Origin of the sequence: Clostridium sp. UBA5712 (genome assembly GCF_002419845.1) — a bacterium.
Classification (GTDB): Bacteria; Bacillota; Clostridia; order Clostridiales; family Clostridiaceae; genus Clostridium_J; species Clostridium_J sulfidigenes.
In genome coordinates, this window is record NZ_DIGW01000003.1 from 144,451 (window position 1) to 165,932 (window position 21,482).

14 protein-coding genes are annotated in these 21,482 nt (G+C 29.1%); 9 read left to right on the forward strand and 5 right to left on the reverse strand.

What is annotated here, in order from left to right; translation table 11 throughout:
- Window positions 1–23: 23 nt before the first annotated feature.
- Complete coding sequence (locus tag B3B03_RS01620) at window positions 24–2,006, reverse strand: sodium-translocating pyrophosphatase (protein ID WP_346876327.1); 1,983 nt, start codon at window positions 2,004–2,006, stop codon at window positions 24–26.
- 470 nt (window positions 2,007–2,476) lie between these two features.
- Window positions 2,477–3,241 (reverse strand): SagB/ThcOx family dehydrogenase, encoded by a 765-nt coding sequence (locus tag B3B03_RS01625; protein WP_346876328.1) that lies wholly within the window; start codon window positions 3,239–3,241, stop codon window positions 2,477–2,479.
- Between the two features lie 266 nt (window positions 3,242–3,507).
- Here B3B03_RS01625 and B3B03_RS01630 point away from each other — a divergent pair, with 266 nt between their 5' ends.
- The 5 genes from B3B03_RS01630 to B3B03_RS01650 all read left to right on the forward strand — a co-directional run bounded on the left by B3B03_RS01630 (window position 3,508) and on the right by B3B03_RS01650 (window position 12,449).
- Window positions 3,508–4,218 carry an ABC transporter ATP-binding protein gene (locus B3B03_RS01630; protein WP_346848776.1) on the forward strand — a complete coding sequence of 237 codons (711 nt, stop codon included), beginning with the start codon at window positions 3,508–3,510 and terminating at the stop codon, window positions 4,216–4,218.
- Complete coding sequence (locus B3B03_RS01635) at window positions 4,211–5,800, forward strand: hypothetical protein (RefSeq protein WP_346848777.1); 1,590 nt, start codon at window positions 4,211–4,213, stop codon at window positions 5,798–5,800. The genes B3B03_RS01630 and B3B03_RS01635 overlap by 8 nt, the downstream gene beginning before the upstream one ends.
- 217 nt (window positions 5,801–6,017) lie before the next feature.
- A complete protein-coding gene (gene helD / locus B3B03_RS01640; RefSeq protein WP_346848778.1) occupies window positions 6,018–8,303 on the forward strand; it encodes an RNA polymerase recycling motor HelD in 2,286 nt (761 codons plus the stop codon).
- Between the two features lie 245 nt (window positions 8,304–8,548).
- A complete protein-coding gene (locus tag B3B03_RS01645) occupies window positions 8,549–10,210 on the forward strand; it encodes a glutamine--tRNA ligase/YqeY domain fusion protein (RefSeq protein WP_346848779.1) in 1,662 nt (553 codons plus the stop codon).
- Window positions 10,211–10,400: 190 nt separating this feature from the next.
- A complete protein-coding gene (locus B3B03_RS01650) occupies window positions 10,401–12,449 on the forward strand; it encodes a family 10 glycosylhydrolase (protein WP_346876329.1) in 2,049 nt (682 codons plus the stop codon).
- 81 nt (window positions 12,450–12,530) lie between these two features.
- On the opposite strand, the gene B3B03_RS01655 is transcribed toward B3B03_RS01650, so the two are convergent.
- Window positions 12,531–14,558: a HAMP domain-containing sensor histidine kinase gene (locus B3B03_RS01655; RefSeq protein WP_346848781.1), complete on the reverse strand. Its 2,028-nt coding sequence runs from the start codon at window positions 14,556–14,558 to the stop codon at window positions 12,531–12,533.
- 243 nt (window positions 14,559–14,801) lie between these two features.
- On the opposite strand from B3B03_RS01655, the gene B3B03_RS01660 reads away from it, so the two are divergent.
- On the forward strand, window positions 14,802–15,902 hold the full coding sequence (locus B3B03_RS01660) for an ion channel (protein ID WP_346876330.1): 1,101 nt from the start codon (window positions 14,802–14,804) through the stop codon (window positions 15,900–15,902).
- A gap of 96 nt (window positions 15,903–15,998) precedes the next feature.
- Here the strand turns inward: B3B03_RS01660 and B3B03_RS01665 are convergent, their stop codons facing one another.
- Window positions 15,999–17,567 (reverse strand): MutS-related protein, encoded by a 1,569-nt coding sequence (locus tag B3B03_RS01665; protein WP_346876370.1) that lies wholly within the window; start codon window positions 17,565–17,567, stop codon window positions 15,999–16,001.
- Between the two features lie 197 nt (window positions 17,568–17,764).
- On the opposite strand from B3B03_RS01665, the gene lexA reads away from it, so the two are divergent.
- Window positions 17,765–19,267: a transcriptional repressor LexA gene (lexA, locus tag B3B03_RS01670; RefSeq protein ID WP_346876331.1), complete on the forward strand. Its 1,503-nt coding sequence runs from the start codon at window positions 17,765–17,767 to the stop codon at window positions 19,265–19,267.
- A gap of 106 nt (window positions 19,268–19,373) precedes the next feature.
- Here lexA and B3B03_RS01675 read toward each other — a convergent pair whose 3' ends face one another.
- A complete protein-coding gene (locus B3B03_RS01675) occupies window positions 19,374–19,736 on the reverse strand; it encodes a hypothetical protein (RefSeq protein ID WP_346876332.1) in 363 nt (120 codons plus the stop codon).
- A gap of 181 nt (window positions 19,737–19,917) precedes the next feature.
- On the opposite strand from B3B03_RS01675, the gene B3B03_RS01680 reads away from it, so the two are divergent.
- The gene (locus B3B03_RS01680; RefSeq protein ID WP_346876333.1) at window positions 19,918–20,451 is read left to right on the forward strand and encodes a hypothetical protein; all 534 of its coding nucleotides are present in this window, start codon (window positions 19,918–19,920) and stop codon (window positions 20,449–20,451) included.
- 193 nt (window positions 20,452–20,644) lie between these two features.
- The gene (murI, locus tag B3B03_RS01685; RefSeq protein WP_346848786.1) at window positions 20,645–21,433 is read left to right on the forward strand and encodes a glutamate racemase; all 789 of its coding nucleotides are present in this window, start codon (window positions 20,645–20,647) and stop codon (window positions 21,431–21,433) included.
- The last annotated feature ends 49 nt before the right edge of the window (window positions 21,434–21,482 follow it).

Consider the following 21,482-nt stretch of genomic DNA (forward strand, 5'->3'; position numbering starts at 1 on the left):
TATTTTAACTTATAATTAGATTTCTATAAAAGTCCACCTATTGAAACAAATAGTGAAGCAAAAACTAAAGAAACAATTGTCATAAGTTTTATTAATATGTTGATTGATGGACCTGATGTATCCTTGAATGGATCTCCAACAGTATCTCCAACAACAGCAGCTTTATGAGCATCGCTGCCTTTACCACCGTGAGTACCTTCTTCAATGTATTTCTTAGCGTTATCCCATGCACCACCAGAGTTAGACATGAAGATAGCAAGCATAACTCCAGAAACAAGAGATCCTACTAAAAGTCCACCTAAAGCTTCAGTACCAAGTAATATACCAATTACTAATGGTGAAGCTACAGCCATAACTCCAGGAAGCATCATTTCTTTTAATGCTGCAGCTGTTGAAATTTCAACGCATCTTTTATAGTCAGGTTTTCCTGTACCTTCTAAAATACCAGGAATAGTTTTAAATTGATTACGAACTTCAACAATCATTTTATTAGCTGTTTTACCAACTGATTCCATTGTAAATGCTGAGAATAAGAATGGAAGCATACCTCCAACTAATAATCCAACAATTACTTTAGGATTTAAACAATCGATAGTAGTTAATCCAACAGCTTGAGAGTAAGAAGCGAATAATGCTAATGCAGTAAGAGCTGCAGAACCAATAGCAAAGCCTTTACCCATAGCAGCTGTAGTGTTACCTACAGAGTCTAATTTATCTGTAATCTTACGAACTGATGAATCAAGTCCTGACATTTCTGCAATACCACCAGCATTGTCAACAATTGGACCATAAGCATCAACTGCTACAGTAATACCAGTAGTTGATAACATTCCAACAGCTGCAAGAGCAATACCGTATAATCCAGAGAATGAATAAGCAACTAGTATAGCAATAGCAATTAATATTATAGGTAGAGCTGTAGATTCCATTCCAACAGCAAGTCCAGATATTATTGTTGTTGCAGAACCAGTTTCAGATTGTTCAGCAATTTTCTTAACTGATCTATAATCACTTGAAGTGTATACTTCTGTTAACTTACCAATTAATAAACCAACTATAATTCCAGAAATTATTGCGAAGAATGGTAAGAAATCTCCAAAGAATTTTTTACTAAGTACAGCAGAAGATATAACAACTAATATGCTAGCTAAGTAAGTTCCACTATTTAAAGCTTTATGTGGATTTTGGCTTTTGCTATTATTTACAAGCACAATACCTATTATAGAACAGAAAATTCCTGCTGCAGATATTATAAGTGGGAAAATAGCTCCCTTTAATCCAAAAGCAACTACACCTAGTGTAATAGCAGATATGATAGAACCAACGTATGATTCAAATAAGTCTGCACCCATACCAGCAACATCACCAACGTTATCACCAACGTTATCAGCGATTACTGCTGGGTTACGTGGATCATCTTCAGGTATACCAGCTTCAACCTTACCAACAAGGTCAGCTCCAACGTCAGCAGCCTTAGTATATATTCCACCACCAACACGTCCAAAAAGAGCTAGAGTAGAAGCTCCTAAACTAAATCCAGTAAGTACTTCTATATTATTTGTAAAAAAGTAAACTACACTTACTCCTAGTAGTCCAAGACCTACAACACACAGACCCATAACAGCTCCACCAGAGAATGCAATTGAAAGTGCTTTACTCATACCAGATGTTCTAGCACCTTCAGCAGTTCTTACATTGGCTTTAGTAGCTGTATGCATACCAACATAACCTGCTAGAGTTGAGAATAATGCTCCAACTAAGAAGCAAACAGCTGTAACCCAGCTACCTATTCCTACACCAATTAATACAAAAATAATAGCACAGAAAATGATTAATACTTTGTACTCTGCCTTTAAGAAAGCAGTAGCACCTTCACTGATAGCTGAAGCGATTTCTTTCATTCTATCTGTACCTTCACTACTTTTATTAATTTTTGATAGTAGTAAAAAGGCAGAGATTAAAGCAAGCAATCCAGCAACTATACAAACATAGATAAGATTGTTCATAATAAAGTCCCCCTATATATTCTTATTTAATTTTATTTAACAATTGAAGTGAAGGGTTTAACCTATACCTCAATTGGATTTGTCCTATGTATTAACCTTGTATATGATACAAAAAATATTATGATATATCAAGCAGAAAAATTAGCCATTTTAAATTAAAATGGTAATAAATATGTATTTAAATACAGTTTAAATCTTATTAGTACTAATAAATGTTATCATCATAATAATTTTATGTCAAATATAAGTTGAATTTTATTTAAATATCTTTGAATATATTAAAAGAAAATATAGAATTATTTCAATATACTAAATTGTGATACATTTTATATGTAGAAAGAAAGTATTAATGCCACCTTATAAATGTCAATTATGATTAATAATTATGGTTGATTTATATAAAAAGGACACCTTAAATTTTACTTAAGCTATCCTTTAGACTTTGTTAAATATGGTATACTATTTTTGAACTATTTACTTACTTTACCAACGGGAGCTACATAAACTACAAACTCATTTTCGCCATCTAATCCAAGAAATTTATCTATAAGCTTTTGGTCATAGGCTCCTACAGCACAGGTACCACAATCTATGGCTTGGCAAGCAAGATAAAGGTTTTGACATACATGACCTGCATCAAGTAGCATAACTTTATGGGCAGCATCTAGATATCTCCATTCGCCTCTATAGGGAATACAACTCCATATAAAGGTTACGGCACTATCGCCAACAAAGGTTTGTTCACAAGCTATATCAGAAAGTTGAGATGATAAAGTAGAATCTTCTAATATAAGAAGTAATTTATGGTGTAAGGGAAGGTATCTGTATAAGCCCTTCTTAATGCCCTTAATGTGATTTATTACTAAGTATGTCTCAAAGGGATGACGAGCACCACCAGAAGGTACGGTTCTAAGGGTTGCATAGTTATTAGCAGTAACTTTTTTTACACCTTGTGTACACCAAAGAAGAAAGGATAGCTCCTCTAAGCTTAGATTATCATCAGTAAATTTACGATGACTTTCCCTTTGATTTATAATGTCTAGGATATTAGATCTAACTAAAATTTTATCTGTTACCTCAGGCAAGTCTATAGTTTTATCATTTTCATCATATGGTTTTTGTAAAGGTGGTTGAGGTAATTTTTTTTGTTGATCAGATAACTCATATTCCCCTTCATCTTCTTCTGTTGAAAAGCTAGATTTCATAAAGTTTCGAAATTTCTCTAAATTCTCCATTTAATACAACTCCTTAAAAGTAAAATGTTCATAAACGAGCTTAGTTAACATTTATTCTTGATTCTAAGTTATTACTTAGAAAATTATAATATAAGAATAACCTTTATCCTATTATTTCATAATAACCTACAATTTTAAATAGATAATTTGTAAAATATGTGATTTAATAGTTAATAGGATATATGAAAAAATTTTCCTATATAAATATTTATATAGGAAAATAGTTGTTCTGCCCATGCGGGTTTGAGAAGATTAGGGGGAGAAAAGTGGAGTTAATATTAAAGGATATACAAAAAAGTTTTGAAAATAAAGTGGTGTTAAAAGGAGCATCTTTTACCTTTGAAAAAGGAAAGATATATGGCCTATTAGGAAGAAATGGTGCAGGTAAAACTACTTTATTTAATTGTATAAGTGGAGAGCTAAGCAAAGATTCAGGGGAAGTCATCTTAGAGAATGGATTGGGTAATGAAGGAGAGTTAGATTATTCTAATATAGGATTTGTTTTTGCAGATCCAGTATTACCAGAGTTTTTAACAGGTTATGAGTTTGTTAAATTCTATATAGATATAAATAAGGATAAGATTAATGATATTAAGACCGTAGAGGAATATTTAAATATCATAAAAATATCTAGGGTCGATAGTCATAGATTAATTAAAACCTATTCTCACGGAATGAAGAACAAGCTCCAGATGTTATGCTTTTTAATAAGTAGACCGCCGGTAATTTTATTAGATGAACCATTAAGTTCTTTTGATGTAATTGTGGCACTAGAAATTAAAAATTTATTAAAGGAAATAAAGAGTGAGCATATAATTATATTTTCAACCCATATATTACAACTTGCCATGGATTTATGTGATGAAATAGTAGTTCTTAATCATGGAATATTAGAGCAAGTTCCAAGTGAACTTATAAGAAGTGGAAAGTTTGAGGAAAGCATCATGGAAATTTTAAAGGAGGACAATTATGATTAGAACTTTTACTAATACATACAAATTCTCCTTTGTACAAGGTGCAAATACATTCATATATTTCATCAAGAGGATTCCGCTAATAGGTAAAAAAGTTCCAGAGAGTTTTTACAGTAAAACAAAGGCTAAAATTACTCTTGGAATTATATTTGAAATAATGTCTTTTTTATTTGGCTTTATTAAAAAAGCTGTTTATATTGGTGTGATGATAGCACTTCCTGCTCTGTACCTCTCAAAGGAAAGCGGAAATTTACAGGAAGTAGCTCTTCAAATATTTTTTATTTTAAGCTTTATTCTAGGACCCATTATAAATACTACTTTAATACCACGAGATGAAAAACCTTTCAACATGATAAGATTAATGAGGGTGGATGCTAAAAAGTACTTTATAAGTGAAATGGTTTATACCAGAATTTTAGCTTTTATACATTTTACTCCCGTGATGATGGTACTGTTTTCTCCAGTAAAGGGATTAATTTTGACCTTTGAGTTTATACTCATTAGGTTCATATGGGAGTTTATACATTTATTTGTATTTAGTAGGTTTAACAAGATGATATCAAATATGGATATATTTATTGGGACATTGGTGATTATTTGTCCTTTACTAGCCTATGTTCCTTTATTTTTTCATGTTAATATAGGACTTCATAGGTGGATATATGATTACAGGATTATTATCCTATTATTTTTATTGTCAGTTTTATCTCTTAGATATATCTTTAAATACAAAAGGTTTAAGGATATTAGTAAAATTATATGCACTAAGGATAATATTTTAGAGAAACAGAAATTAGTAAAAGATGTTCAGTTTAAAGATGTAGAAATAAACGAGAAGAAGATAAAAGTAGAAGACTTGAATTCCAATATCTATGAAAATAAGCAAGGCTATGAATATCTTAATGCTATATTTTTCAAAAGATACAAAAAACTTTTATCAAAGTCTTCAAAATATATAATTATAGGAAGCCTTATAGTAACAATAGTTGCCATTGGATTTGTATTGTGGAAACCAAGTGATAAAGGGGGTATTATAGATTTTTTCAAGAATAAAACTTCTAGTTGGATATTTGTAATGTACTTTTTATCTACTACAGAAAGAATTTGTAAGGCTATGTTTTTTAATTGTGATATAAGCTTACTTAGATATGGATACTATAGACAAAGAGAAGCTATATTTTCTAATTTTAAATCTAGGTTAAAAAGGGTAGTTGTTTTTAATATTCTTCCTGCTTTAGTAATTTGCTGTTGTATAATTTTCATACTAATAGCATCTGGAGACCCTAAGGCAATATTAGAATTAAGTTATTTATTTTTAAGTATAATAGCCTTGGCTTGCTTTTTTTCTATACATCATTTAGCCATATATTATATAATTCAGCCATATACTGCTAACTTAGAGGTTAAAAGTCCACTATTCAGAGGAATTAATACAGTAATGTATGTAGTTTGTTATATGTGTTCAGGAATTGATAGCTCTTCCTATATGTTTAGTATAGGAGTAATCATATTCACTGTAATATATATGATTATAGCATTAATATTAGTTTATAAATTAGCACCTAAGACATTTAAACTTAAATAGATAACAAATATTTAAAAACTTCTATGAATTTGTAAAAATTTAATGTATAATATATAGGCAACTCATAAACAAAGAAATATTTCATTATGATATGATAAGCTCTTAGAAAATTATACGATTAATGCAAAAAATATTACATTATAAGCAAAGAGGGAGAATCCAAGGGGTTTTTCCTCTATATTTTTTCAAAAATATAAGAAGTGAGAGGTGAAAAACAATGACAATTAATAGAGAAGAGACTTTGAAGGAAGAAATGAAATTCAGTAGTACTAAGGAATGGATAGAAGAACAACTTTTAAACACTGAGAAAAAGTGTGAAGAGTATGAAAAGAAAGTAGCAACTCTTAAAAAATCTTCAAGGGGTACTTTTAGTACAGAGCTAATTTTAGCCCAAAATATTCAAGACTTCGCAAATAAAGATTTGCATAAGTATAATGAAAGTAAAGATAATCCATACTTTGCAAGAATTGATTTCAAGGAAAAGATAAGAGATGTAGAAAGCTTTTATATTGGTAAGTTTGGACTTATAGATGAAGTTAAAAACGAAGAGGTTGTCATTGATTGGAGAGCACCTCTTGCCAATTTATATTATAGTGGAACTTTTGGAGCAGCATCTTATACTGCCCCCATGGGAGAAATTCAAGGAGACCTATTATTAAAAAGGAAATTCCAAGTTAAAGATGGAAAAATAGTAAATATCTTTGATGAGGGAGTAAATGAGTTAATAGTTCCAGTATCAGAAGATGGAGAAGAACTAGTAGATGAGTTTTTAAAGATAAATCTAGAAGAAAATATGAGTAAAAAGCTTAAGGATGTAGTAAATACAATTCAGAGGGAACAAAATGAAATTATTAGAGCCTATAAAAATAAACCAATAATTATTCAAGGTTCCGCAGGGTCAGGAAAGACTACTGTAGCATTACATAGATTAGCCTACCTAGTGTATACCTATGGAGATGAAATGAACAATAGAAACATACTAGTAGTTGCACCAAACCAATTATTTTTAGACTATATATCAGATATATTACCAAACTTAGGAGTTAGTAATGTAAAACAGTCAACCTTTGAGGAACTTTGCAGTGCAATTTTAAACATTAAATATAAAATAATAACTAAGGATAAAAAGCTTGCACATATAATGGAATGTAAGGATGAGGAAGAAATTAAATACATTACTGCATCTAGCAAGATAAAAGGGACAATGACCTATAAAACCATTATGGATAGGTTTATAAAATATTTAGAAAGAAAGAGTTCTGAAGTAGAGGATATATTAGTAGATGAATACATTTTATTTTCAGCAAAGGAAATAAAAAGACTATATATAAAGGATTTAGAAAATTTACCTATTAACAAAAGAAAAGATGAAATAAATAAATACTTTAAAGGTAAGTTGAAAAACCGAATAGAAGAAATTAAAGAAAAGATAGAAAATATATACTTTTTTAAGATAAAAGATATAAAGGATAGAAAAGACATATCAGAGGAAGATAAGAGAAAAGAGATAATTAAAACCTATGATGAACGAGATGAGCTTATAGCAGGACTAAAAACTAAAGGGAGTAAGGCATTAAAGGAGTTCTTTGGTAGTTGGAAGAAGATAAGTGTAGTAGATAGTTATATAAATCTATATAATGATGAAGAAGCATTTTCATCTGTAACAGATAATTGCTTACCTAAAAAGTTAGCTGACTATATGAGAGATGAAATAAATAATAATATTGCCACTAAAAATATAGACTGCGATGATTTAACGGCATTAACATACTTACAATTGAAGTTAGAAGGAGTAGTAGGAGAGAATTATATTCATACTGTCATTGATGAAGCACAAGATTATAGTCTTATGCAATTTAATGTATTAAAAGAAATATCGAAGAATAACTCCATGACTATAGTTGGGGATTTAGGGCAAGGAATCTATAATTATAAAGGAATTAACTCATGGGAAAGCTTAGTAGAAAAGGTATTTAGCGAAGATGCCACTTATATAACTTTATCCCAAAGCTATAGGTCTACAGTAGAAATAATAGAGTTTGCAAACAGGGTATTAGAAAAGCAAAAGTTAAATATAAAACCAGCTCTTCCTATATTAAGACATGGAGATGAACCTAGGGTTATTAATGCTAAAGAAGATGAAGAAATAAGAGTTATTGATTCTTTATTAGAAGAAATATATAGTAAGAATAAAAAAACTGTAGCTATAATTTGCAAAACCTATACTGAATGCAAGGAATTACATAAAAGGCTTAAGAAGGAGTCCAAATATAAATGGGAACTGATAGAAGAGAGTCAAAGTAAATTAGATATAGATAATTTACTTATACCTAGCTATATGACCAAGGGGTTAGAGTTTGACGCAACCATTGTTTATAATTGTGATGAAGATATGTATAGGAATGAAGTCTTAGATAAAAAGTTGCTATATGTAGCTTTAACTAGAGCATTACATCTTCAATATGTAATGTATAAGGAATCACTTTCTTCTTTACTTGTATAGGTATAAGCCTAGTTCCAATAAGGAATAATAGGTTATAGTTTAAAATAGAAGTTATTGTACTATAACTTTAAAGATAATAGAAAAAAAGTGCAAATTATGATATATTTAAGGTTGTGTAAGTCAAAATAATTAGATAATTTATTGATAATATGAATTATGTTTCGATAATGAAGGTATATGAATGCCATTATATTAAATTATTTGATAATAACCTAAATAAAATATAATAAGAGGAAGTGATTATTATGGGAGAAAATATAGGAAATACATCTTCAAATTTTATTAAAAGAATAGTGGTGGATGACTTACAGAGCAAGAAGCATGACAATATAATTACTCGTTTTCCACCAGAACCAAATGGATATTTACATATAGGACATGCAAAATCTATAGTTTTAAACTTTGAGTTAGCAGATGAGTTTAATGGAAAGACAAACTTAAGATTTGACGATACAAATCCTACTAAAGAGGATACTGAATATGTTGAATCTATAAAAGAAGATATAAAATGGCTTGGATTTGACTGGGATGATTTATACTTTGCATCAGATTATTTTGAGGAAATGTATAATAGGGCAGTACTCTTAATTAAAAAAGGATTAGCCTTTGTATGTGATTTAACTCCTGATGAAATAAGAGAATATAGAGGTAGTTTAAAAGAACCAGGAAAAGAAAGTCCTTACAGAAATAGAACCGTTGAAGAAAACTTAGACTTATTTGATCGTATGAGAAAAGGTGAGTTTAAGGATGGTGAGAAGGTTTTAAGAGCTAAAATTGATATGAGCTCTCCAAATATAAATATGAGGGATCCTATAATATATCGTATATCTCATACAGCACATCATAATACAGGAGATAAATGGTGTGTATATCCAATGTATGATTTTGCACATCCCCTAGAAGATGCTATTGAAGGCATAACTCACTCAATCTGTACTTTAGAATTTGAGGATCATAGACCACTTTATGATTGGGTAGTAGAAGCGTGTGAAATGGAAAGTACTCCGAGACAAATAGAATTTGCAAGATTAAATATTACTAATACAGTAATGAGTAAAAGAAAACTTAAAGCTTTAGTAGATGAAGGTATTGCTGATGGATGGGATGATCCAAGAATGCCAACTATAGCTGGATTAAGAAGACGTGGTTATACTCCTGAGGCTATAAGAAACTTCTGTAGAGAAATTGGGGTAGCAAAAAATGATAGTACTGTAGATGAACAATTATTAGAACATTTTATTAGAGAAGATTTAAGTACTAAAGCACCAAGAACCATGGGAGTTATCAGGCCTTTAAAGGTGGTTATAACTAACTACCCTGAGGGTGAAGTTGAAATGTTAGAGATTGAAAATAATCAAGATGACCCATCCATGGGAAAAAGAATGGTACAATTCTCTAGAGAAATATATATTGAAGAAGAAGATTTTATGGAAGAGCCACCTAAAAAATACTTCAGACTATTTCCGGGAAATGAAGTTAGACTTAAGGGAGCATACTTTATAAAGTGTAATGATTTTATAAAAGATGAATCTGGAAAGGTTGTTGAGATTCATTGTACTTATGACAAGGAAACTAAGAGTGGAACAGGATTTACAGGTAGAAAAGTTAAGGGTACAATACATTGGGTAGATGCTAGCTCTGCTATACTAGCAGAATTTAGACTATATGAGCCTTTAATAAAAGATGAAGAAATTGATGAAAACAAAACTTTCCTAGAATGTGTTAATCCAAACTCTTTAGAAGTATTACAAGGTTATGTTGAAGATAATATGAAGGGTGTAAAACCAGGTGAAAGCTTCCAATTCTTTAGACATGGATATTTTAATGTGGATTCTAAATATTCTACAGATGATAAACCTGTATTTAACAGAATAGTATCTCTAAAAAGTTCTTTTAAAATAAAATAAAAATACTACCTCTTAATTTTAAAATTAAGAGGTAGTATTTTTTATAAAGTCCAATGTTATACTCATAAGCTGTTTATATATGAATTATCTGTTACCTTTTAGGATTTAATATAAACTTTAAGAGTATAAGGGCGTTAATAATAATACATGGACAAGTATAAAAACTATTTATAAGAATAAAGGAGGAAGTATGAAAAAGATATTAACTGGTTTACTAGGCATGTTTTTAGTATTTGCTGTTATGAACACAACTGCTTTTGCAGATGCTAAAGAAATGAGAGGCGCATGGATTAGCACTGTTTGGAACCTTGATTGGCCAACTGTTGGTGCTAGAAATAATCAGGCTCAACAAAAGCAAGAGTTTATAACACTATTGGACAAGCTACAAGCAACAGGATTAAATAGTGTTATAGTACAAGTAAGACCTAAGGGAGATGCTTTATATAATTCTAGTCTTAATCCTTGGTCTGACATACTTACTGGAACTCAAGGCAAGAATCCAGGATATGACCCATTAGCATTTATGATTGAAGAAACTCATAAAAGAGGAATGGAGTTTCATGCTTGGTTTAATCCCTATAGAATAACGACTTCTGGTACAGACGTAAATGCATTAGCATCAAATAATATGGCTAGGAAGAACCCTAGCTGGGCTATAGCTTATAACAATGCATTATATTATGATCCAGGCAATCCACAGGTGGTAAATTATTTAGTAGAAACTGTAGCTGAAGTAGTGAAAAATTACAAGGTAGATGGAATCCATTTTGATGATTACTTCTATCCAAGTAAATCTTTTAATGATGATACTAGCTACAGTAAGTATGGTAATGGAAGTAATAAAGATGACTGGAGACGTGCTAATGTCAATACATTAATTCAGAAGGTATATACTAAAATTAATAGTATAAACTCATCAGTATCCTTTGGAGTAAGTCCAAGAGGAATATGGAAAAATGCATCTAGTGATCCGGCTGGTTCAGCTACAAATGGTGGACAAAGCTACTATGATATATATTGTGATTCTGTAGCATGGATAAAGAATGGATGGGTTGACTATATAAATCCTCAGATATATTGGACTTTTGAAAATAGTGCAGCTCCCTATGGAACCCTTGTAGATTGGTGGGCAAAGCAAGTTAAGGGAACTAATGTTAAACTTTATATTGGACATGATGTTTCTAAAACTGAGGTAGCTAATCAAATAGAAAAACAAGTAAATTATAGTAGAGGTAATTCAGAAGTAGATGGAAATATATATTTTAGAGCAAAATTTATATCTGAAAATAGTACACTTCAATCAAAATTAAAACAGTTAAATAAAGTTACACATAAACAACTTAAGGGTTTAAATAGATATGAAACATCAGTAAAGGTAAGTAAAGAAGGTTGGAGTAGCGCAAATACTGTGCTATTAGTAAATGGTTATGCAAATGCTGATGGTCTTGTAGCAACTCCATTAGCATCGGCTTATGGAGCTCCAATACTTTTATCAAGTGCGGACACTTTACCTGAAAGTACAAAAACTGAATTAAAGAGATTAAATCCATCCAAAGTAATTCTAATTGGTGGAAAAGGAGTACTTTATGATAAGCTAATTAATGAAATCAAAAGTATAAAATCTAGCATAACAGTTGAAAGATTAGGTGGTTCAACTAGATATGACACATCTCTTTTAGTAGCAAAAAGATTAGATACTATAATTGATACAAATAAAGCTTATATATGTTATGGATATGGAGAAGCAGATGCCCTATCTATATCAGCAAAGGCTGGAGAAGAGAGACAACCAATAATTTTATCAGAAACCAATTCTTTAAAAGATTCTTCTTTTGAATGGTTAAAAGGAGAGAAACTTCAAAATGCATATTTTATAGGTGGTACAGGGATTATAGGTGATTCTGTAATATCTAAGGTGAATTCCATAACATCTTCAAATGTAAGTGGAAATAGAGTTGCAGGTATTAATAGATATGATACAAATGCAGCTGTGATTAAAAAGTTTTATACTAACTCAGTTCAATCTGGGATTAGTGTTACTAAGGGAGACGTATTAGCAGATGCATTAACATCAGGTCCATTAGCGGCAAAATTAAAGACACCCATAGTGCTTGTAGACACTGAACTAAGTAACAATCAAAAACAGGTTTTAAGTACAAAACAAGCATCCTTAGTATACGAGATAGGAGGAGGCATAAATCCTTCTGCAGTGCAAGATGTTATAAATAGAGTAAGGTAATTTGAAATATTATTGAAATTAAATAAACTCAGTTAATGTAATGATAATTACGTTAACTGAGTTTTTTAATCTATGATATTATTATATGTTTATGTTAGAGTCTATGTCAGAAAATTCTACCATGAGTTTCTCGCTATTATTAGTAATATTTTGTGATATATGATTTTCCACATCTAAAGCGGCCCTATCAACTTCCTTTATAGGAAGAGTAAATATAAATTCACAACCTTTGTTTGGTTCACTTTTAAGGATAATGGAACCATCTAAAAGTTCTACTAGAGATTTTACCAAAGAGAGACCTATACCACTACCCTCTTCACTTTTAGATTTTTCATTTTTAACTTGAGTAAATCTTTCAAAGATGCTTCTTTGCTTATCTTTAGGAATTCCAATTCCAGTATCCTTTACTGAAACAGATATGGAGTGTTTTAAACATTTTAAAGTTACGTATATACATCCTCCTTTAGGGGTAAATTTAATAGCATTTGAAAGAAGATTTAATATAATTCTATCTAGTTTTTCAGAATCTAGTGGCATATAAACCTCTTCTTCGTTAGTATCAAATACTATGGAAATTCCTCTAGCAGATGCATATTCAAGTACAGACATAGTGATATCTTCTACTACTTCTACTATATTCTTAACTTCAAATTCTACATGATAAAACCCAGAATCAATTTTTGTCATATCAATTAGATTATTTATAAGCTTAAGTAGTCGAAATCCATTTTGACGTATATATATTAGTTTAACTTCATCATCTTTATTAGCAAAAGTAAGTTTGCCGTTATCTTTATATATATCTAAAAGTTGTAACCCAGATAGTATAACATTAAGCAAAGTACGTATTTCATGAGAAAAGTTAGCTAAAAATTCAGTTTTAATTTTATCACTTATCAGAAGTTCATCATATCTTTTTTTTGCAGCAATCATATTTTTTGCATTATTTGTTTTTTGGATTGTTTGAATAGCTAACATTATCATGCATACTAGCAAAATTAGAAGTAAAAGAAATACTATACCTAGAGATACGCCTTTATTTATCCAACTATCATTTATAAATACAACATTCTCGGGAAGAGAAGAACGAGATATATTATTTGTTGTTACTTCTGATGCATCAAATAACAAGGTACTACCAGGATCGTATATACTTGGGATATCATTTGGTTTTGTACCATTTAGTACACGAATAGCAGTTTCATAAATGATTTTGCTGTGATTTTTTGCATATAATATATGTCCACCGATAGCTCCATTTCCAACATAAGTTTCCTTAAAAGTATATAATTGACCATTAGAATAGTTTTTTATAATATGTGTTGTGTTCTTAGGTGAAATTATAATGTTGGAAGTATCTTTGAAATTACCAACAATTATTGAAGGTGTATTGCTAGGGTATTGAGATAATTTATAGCATAAATCATCAATATAATCGCTTTTTATAAAATTAAATCTTAACACATTAGTATAATAGGGAATAGTATCTCTTACTTGGTTTTCTATATACTTAGATTCTATAGTATTATCCAATAAAATATTTATTTCAGAAGTATTTGGATTTGTATGTAAAATCAAATCAACTAGGGTACGGACATTAACTGGTTCCATTACTCCAGTAAAATTATTAAATGGATAGGAAGACAGCTTGCTAACATCATTAATACCGCCATATACCACAGGTACATTTTTAAACATGGGAGTATTGTAATAATTTCCTACAAAATTTAAAGATTCATCATCAAGAGTAACAATTAAATCAAATTTAGTATTTTCATATTTTAATGACCAAAGGTCAGCTTGCTTATCTAAATAGGATTTGTCATCATTTGTTATAGATAGGAATTCTGTTCGTGTATGAATATTTAAGTCGCTTGAAGTTAGTGAAGTTTTGAGATTATCGAGGAGATAAGATTCCCAGAGTTCATTTTCACTTTGAGAAGATAAAATTAATACCTCTTTATACTTTAAAAGGGATTGATCAGTATCACTTGATGGCGTAGCAAAAACTGTGATAGAGTTAAAGGACATAACTATGCCTAAAGCTAAATTCACTAACACATATATAAATTTATTTCTTTGGCAGGAGAGTACATATTTATCATTCATACAAATCACCTAACATATCTATACTTGATTTTAAAATATATTTAATTGACTTGGAATAAAGTATTTGAGCAAGTATCCCAAGAAAGTATATATATCGACAGAATAATTATATCATGAAAATTAGATAGATAATAGAATATTTTTAACATTGTATTAATTATTAATACATTTATTATTATCTTAGAGAATATAATAAATACATTTCCATAAAATAATACTATTAAAATTGTGGTGGGAGTATATATGAGTAGTTATTATACTGTGAAATGTAGTAAATACGTTGATTACGATAAAATCTTAAAATTTAATTATGAAAATTTAAAACTTAATGGGAATACGAAATTAGATTATATTAATATTAAGTTAGAGGATGTAAGTTATAGTAATTGTGAATTTAAAAATATGAATTTTGAAAATAATTTCTTTTCAAATGTTATATTTATTAATTGTAAGTTCATAAATTGTAGATTTATTAGAGGAAAGATAAATTTAAGAAATTTTTTGGAGTTTAATAATTGTATTTTAGACAAAATATATATTAATAATTGTAATTTTTCATCTTTATATATAAAGGAATGTTCATTATATAAGGTTGATTTTAAAAATAGCTTTATGAAAGGTTGTAATTTTGTAAGAAATAGTTATGATGAGGTTAGATTTATAGATAATTGTAATTTAATGGACTGCATAATAAAAGATATGGAAGGAACCATGGATATAAAGTTTATTAATGAGAAATCTTATACTAAGCTTAATTATGGTTCTTATATAGGAAAATTCAACTATAATGATATGAAAAAAAATAATACCTGTAGAAATAATAAAGAATCAAGTAATTGCATATGTAATTGTAATTATCTAAACATTAGTTTTAGTTACATGGATTTTGGTGAACAATATTTAAGAAATCATGTAGGCGGAAGATATGGTAGGTGTTTTTATCAAAGTAAGTTAGCTTTTCATAGGACGCTTAAAGGTAGAAAGAAATTTTATTCTTCTGTAGCCAATATAGTATGTGGTTATGGCGAAAAGCCTTATAGAAGCTTTATGTTATCTTTAATTATAATTTTGATATTTGCTTTATTATACATGATTACTGGTATAAACTGCTCCAGCGGAGTAATTGGAATTAGTGGATTAGCAGGTGATTTTTCTGTTAAAATGCTATTTAAAAATATAATTTATTGTATTCACTTTAGTTTAGTTACATTTTCTACAGTAGGATATGGTGATTTATTGCCATATAATATAATGGGGGTTATACTAAGCAGCGTAGAAATACTTATAGGAATTATAATGATAGGAATTTTGACATCTACTTTAGTTAGAAAGATGACAAGATAAGCAGATTTACAATTATTAAATAAGCATATACATAAAATGTAAAGTAAGGTAAATTTTATGGGAGGTCACTTTTTAGCGTCCTCCCATGTTTTATTGTTATATAAAACCTTCTATATGTTTTGCTCTTTCAAAGGAATTTTCTATAATTTCATCTGGATATCCAATATATTTTAAAAGTTTTATTGCATTTTTTGTTTGAGATACTCCTTGTTTCAGTTTGTAGTCAAAGGAAAGTCCTTCGCTATTATTTACATCTTCACTGAAATAAAAGAAATCATAGTAATCTTTAAGAATATCAGCTAGTTCCCTATCATGGGTAGCAACTATAGAAATTGCTTTTTTAGAGTTAATATATTTTAGAATTTCAGCGGAAGAAGCAATTCTTTCTACAGGGTTTGTACCTCTAAAAATTTCATCTATGGCACAGAAAATAGGAAGAGGCTTTTCAGTAGCTTTTATAATTCTAAGGATGGATTCAGCCTCTGCCATGTAATAACTTTTTCCTGCATTTACATCATCGCTTGGACTAATTGAAGATACAACATTGAAAAAGCTAGCTTCGTAATTTTCAGCTAGTACAAAATTGAAACTTTGTGCAAATACTATGTTAATTCCTAGCATCCTTAAGAAAGTTGATTTTCCAGACATATTTGTACCAGTAAGAATGATACCATGTTTATTAATATTAATGGAATTTGCAACAGGATTCTTAACAAGGGGATGAATTCCTTCAGAAATATTTAACTTTAGTTCCTGATAAAATTTTGGTTTAGTATATGGTGTATCAAGTCCACTTTGGTAGCTTGCTACAGATGCTAAAGCTTCAATTTCTCCAATTATGTAATACAAGTCTAAGAGGTAATTCTTTTTCTCCTTAAGTTCACTACTAAGTTTATAGTAAGCGGCTTCTTCTAATAAAAGTGGTACAGAGATGAACTCAAAGAAACCTTCAAACATGGTGGTAAATCCAACAAGTCTAGTTCCCCTATCTATAGATTTTATATTGTTTAGGATATTGGTTATTTGCAATTTATAGTCCTTAAGTTCGGAAATATTAAGATTTTTCAACTTTTTTGCAGCAACAATTATTTTTCGTAGGTATAATAATCCTTTATCTTTAATATTTTTAGCTTCAGCCATATTTATAAATGCATTAACCCATAAAATTATAGCAAAACCAAACATATACTTAGGATTTTTGGTCATTATAGATATAAGTATTATTAATATAGGAAGAAATTTACCTAAGAAAGTATATAGGTAATATTTACTCTTATTAACTTTAAGATATGTTTCTAGCATTTCTATAAAACAGTCTTTATTATCGAATCCCATATTAAAAAAATGCATTTGAACCTGGCATTTTTTATCTTCATTATCCTTAAAGAAGCTAATTATATTATTTCTTCTGTTAAGTTCTTTTTCATCTATAATAATATTCCTTATCATAGAATATAAAGCAGATTCTCCTGCACTACTATAGGTTCTATCGAAATTTTCATAAACTCTATTCATATCTAAATCATTGAAACTTTGTTCATCTAGAAAATATTCAGTTTTAGGTTTGATATCAAATAACCGTCTAATAGACTTGAAGTTACGTACCCTTTCATTATCTCGTTTAGAGTCTTCTTTAATATAGTTAAGTTTGATTTTAGACAATATATCACTTCCAATACATGTTATTATTTAACATTATAACTCATTATTACATTTTAGTCTAACAAGTAGGGATGACCTACTATTTTTTTAGGAAGAATATGAGAGTTTATGATATAATATGAGGTATATTATAAATGTAGTAAAAGAAGATATATTAATTATATATTTTAGTGGAATAGACAGTGAATGGAGGTGACTTTATGGATATTAAACAGGCTTTAAGTAAATTCAAAGAGGATAAGAAGAATAGATTTTTTATAATCAATGGCAAAGAAGGTATAGGGAAAACTAGAGCAGCTTTATCAAGAGCTATATTTTTACAAGATAATTATTGCATTAGAGAAAATGAAAATATATTGTTTATATCTAATGAGGTTTTAGGGGATACTTTAGAAGAGGCAAAACTAGATGTAAATAGAAATAATACGTTCTTTACATATTTAAATAATAATGTTGAGATCTGCAGTAAAAAACAATTAATAAATAGATGTTTCCAGTATATAACATCAAGCAACCCGTTGAAAGGTAAAAGGTTTTGCAATAAGGATGTGACAAAGGCTTTCATTTTAGAAGGAATTGGAGAATTGCGACAGAAGGAAAGAAGAATAAATAAAGTTATATTAACAAAAAATATAGATTTTTTATTCGATGAAATTTTCTATATAAAACATTTGAATATAAGCTCCGTTGAAGAATATCAAAATTTAAATAGGAAAAAAAGAGGGTTTTCATTACGGAAGAATTCTAATAGTAGAGAAGCTATTTATAAATTATATTTATGGTATTGTAACTACATGGATGAAAATGGACTAATTGATTATATAGATGAGTTTAAAATTGTTTATGATAATATAGATAAGCTTAAAGATTTAAAGTATGCACATATAATAATAGATAATGTAGAACAGTTAACCATTGAAGAAGTAAAATTTATTCGTGGACTTTTAAAAGATTTTACTTATAGTAACTTTATTTTGGTGAAAAATATTAATCCTATTGACACACCAAAACCTTGGCTCCAATACTTTAAACGAAATAAGGATGTTACTATTTTTGATAGTAATAAATATAAGATTATTAATTGCAGTAAAGTATCAAAGAAAAAAGTGACTAAAAAAGTTATAGAACAAACTATCGAAGAACAAATTAATAAAGAGTTGAAGGAAGATAAAATGGTTAAAAACAATGAATATATTGAAACCTATAAATATGTAGATTTAAAACATAATATATCTCATGATTTTGCCATAGATACTAGTAGTTATAATGAAGTTATTTTAAACCATAACACTACTAGTGAGATAATCGGAGATAAGGAAATAAATAAAGTTCCAGTGTACAATGAGATTGCTGCGGGGCAACCTATTTCTATTAATGATGAAATAGAAGGTCAATTTAATGTTCCTATATATTGGCTTAAAGGTGTACAACAACCTTTTATATTAAAGGTTAAAGGGGATAGTATGATTAATGCTAATATTGAAGATGGAGATTATATAGTTATAAATAAGCAAACTATGGCAAATCATAATGAGATAGTTGCTGTAAGTATAGATGGAGAAGCTACCCTTAAGAGGCTATGGTTAAAAGGAAATAAGGCAGTATTAATGCCAGAAAATGATAAATACTATCCTATAGAGATTAAAGAGGATAATGCTTATATTATTGGGAAGGCTGTAGGGTTAATTAAGTCTACTAGCTAACACCTATGTAAGTCTTAAAATAGTAACAAATTTTTTATAAATACAGGTAGAGTAAATAATTTATTTAAGTTTACTCTACCTTTTTATTTTATAGTCTCAATAATACTTATAAAATAAAGATTAACAGAATGTTTATAAAGCCACCTATAGCTATAGAAATCCAATTTAAGAAAAGATGGAAATTTATATTATTAAGGGTATTAAAAATGTTATCTTTTGTAAAAGCTTTATTGTCCATATATTTAGAATATATTTCATTTAAAATATAATAGGACATACCTAAAGATTTACTGTTTATAGCTGATGTAATAGACATTAATAACATGATTAAGCCTTCTACAAATATAATATCTTTAAAAAAAAAGTTAGTTAGTGGTGTAAATATCCCTGATATAGCTAAAGTTAGAATACTCCACAACACACCACAGATAAATAGCTTTAAAGTGATTTTTACTGATGCATTTTTCATGAAATTCACCTCGCTTGAAAATGAATTCTTATTGAATTATAAGAGTTTAATATAATATATGATTAAAAAGCCATTTAGGTAATGCAAATAAGAAAAATGTAAACCGTAGAAACTTACTAAGCCATGGTGTATAATTATCTGTGAAGTTTGGTTTAATCTGATTATGAGAGGGAGAGATTTTATGTTAAGTAGAGTGAGATTAAATTTAGAAGCAGTAGAAGCAATGCTTTATTATTGGCAAGCAGCATCTGAAAAGGATAACATTGCAGAATCATTTTTCTATGATGTAGCAAAAATGCTAGGATTAACTGTTGCTTATGATGATGAATTTAATGGAGAATCTGTAAGACGTGCTTTAAGCGCTATAAAAAATAGAGAGCCTTTTGATGGGACTAAAAAAGAAAAGAAGTTCTGGAATAACAATATGTGGATGATGGAAGACTTAGAATTTACACATGCAATGGCAGCACCACTAAAAGTATTAAATTTAGATTCATTAGCAAGTGAATTTCAGAAGGTAGAAAATAAACATAATTATGATGAAGTAGAAGTTATTTTCTCACCATTACATTCTGATGAATATATAATCTCAGGAAATAAGTTAGTTATAAATTTCTTTAGAATAAAGATTGATTTAATGGATGGTAAAGCAACTATTGGAGATATAGAAATAATAGAGTATATTAAAGAAAAGATTAAGGAAGTAATACAATAGTGAGAATACTGTAAAATTAATTAAAGAAAGGGTATTGTAAGATGACCTAAATTAGTCATAAACAATGCTCTTTTTTAACTATATTTTTACATAATGCATGTCTCATACTTTTAATAATCTTTTAGCTGTAGTATTATAGTTATAGGATATATGAAGAAATATCTAAAAACTAAGTAGTGTGGTGTAATGAAGTATGGACAAAACTAATTTTAGTATAGGATTTTTTGATTCAGGGGTTGGAGGTATTAGTGTCCTAAAGGAAGCAGTGAAGCTACTACCTAAAGAAAACTACATATATATAGGAGATTCTTTAAATGCACCCTATGGAGTGAAAACTCCAGAGGAAGTTAGAAAGTTAACCTTTAATATGGTAGATAAGCTTATTTCTATGAATGTGAAAGCTATAGTAGTGGCATGTAATACTGCTACTAGTATTGCAATTGATGAATTAAGAAGGATTTATAAAGAAATCCCCATAATTGGAATAGAGCCAGCTTTAAAGCCGGCAGTAGAGAATTATGGTAACGGAATAATAGTAATAATGGCTACACCAATGACTTTATCTGAGAATAAATTTAGTAAACTAAGAGAAAGATATAATAAGGCTTCTGACATTATTTCAATGCCATGTGATGGTCTGGTGGAAATTATTGAAGGTGGAAATATTAAGGGTGAAGTTGTAGAGGGGTATTTAAGAAATAGGTTTAAAGATGTACCTAAAGAGAGAGTGTCCTCTGTGGTTCTTGGATGTACTCATTATCCATTTATTAAAGAAGCATTAGTGAATGTTATAAATGATGATGTTGCTATTATAGATGGTAGTTTAGGAACAGTAAAACAATTGAAGCGTAAGTTAGATCAAAAAGGTTTATTAAATACTAATAATGAACAAGGTACTGTTAAAATATATAATTCTAAAGATGATAAAAATTTAATAGAATTGTCATATAAGTTGCTTGATGCAGATAAAAACAGCAAATAACTCTGTTTATCATCAGTATAATAAATTACATAAAAATAATTAAAGAATA

Coding starts and splice junctions, on each gene's coding strand:
- B3B03_RS01625 (WP_346876328.1), bottom strand. CDS start 3,241: ATGGAGAATTTAGAGAAATTTCGAAACTTTATGAAATCTAGCTTTTCA.
- B3B03_RS01635 (WP_346848777.1), top strand. CDS start 4,211: ATGATTAGAACTTTTACTAATACATACAAATTCTCCTTTGTACAAGGT.
- B3B03_RS01680 (WP_346876333.1), top strand. CDS start 19,918: ATGTTAAGTAGAGTGAGATTAAATTTAGAAGCAGTAGAAGCAATGCTT.
- B3B03_RS01660 (WP_346876330.1), top strand. CDS start 14,802: ATGAGTAGTTATTATACTGTGAAATGTAGTAAATACGTTGATTACGAT.
- B3B03_RS01675 (WP_346876332.1), bottom strand. CDS start 19,736: ATGAAAAATGCATCAGTAAAAATCACTTTAAAGCTATTTATCTGTGGT.
- B3B03_RS01645 (WP_346848779.1), top strand. CDS start 8,549: ATGGGAGAAAATATAGGAAATACATCTTCAAATTTTATTAAAAGAATA.
- B3B03_RS01655 (WP_346848781.1), bottom strand. CDS start 14,558: ATGAATGATAAATATGTACTCTCCTGCCAAAGAAATAAATTTATATAT.
- murI (WP_346848786.1), top strand. CDS start 20,645: ATGGACAAAACTAATTTTAGTATAGGATTTTTTGATTCAGGGGTTGGA.
- lexA (WP_346876331.1), top strand. CDS start 17,765: ATGGATATTAAACAGGCTTTAAGTAAATTCAAAGAGGATAAGAAGAAT.
- B3B03_RS01650 (WP_346876329.1), top strand. CDS start 10,401: ATGAAAAAGATATTAACTGGTTTACTAGGCATGTTTTTAGTATTTGCT.
- B3B03_RS01620 (WP_346876327.1), bottom strand. CDS start 2,006: ATGAACAATCTTATCTATGTTTGTATAGTTGCTGGATTGCTTGCTTTA.
- helD (WP_346848778.1), top strand. CDS start 6,018: ATGACAATTAATAGAGAAGAGACTTTGAAGGAAGAAATGAAATTCAGT.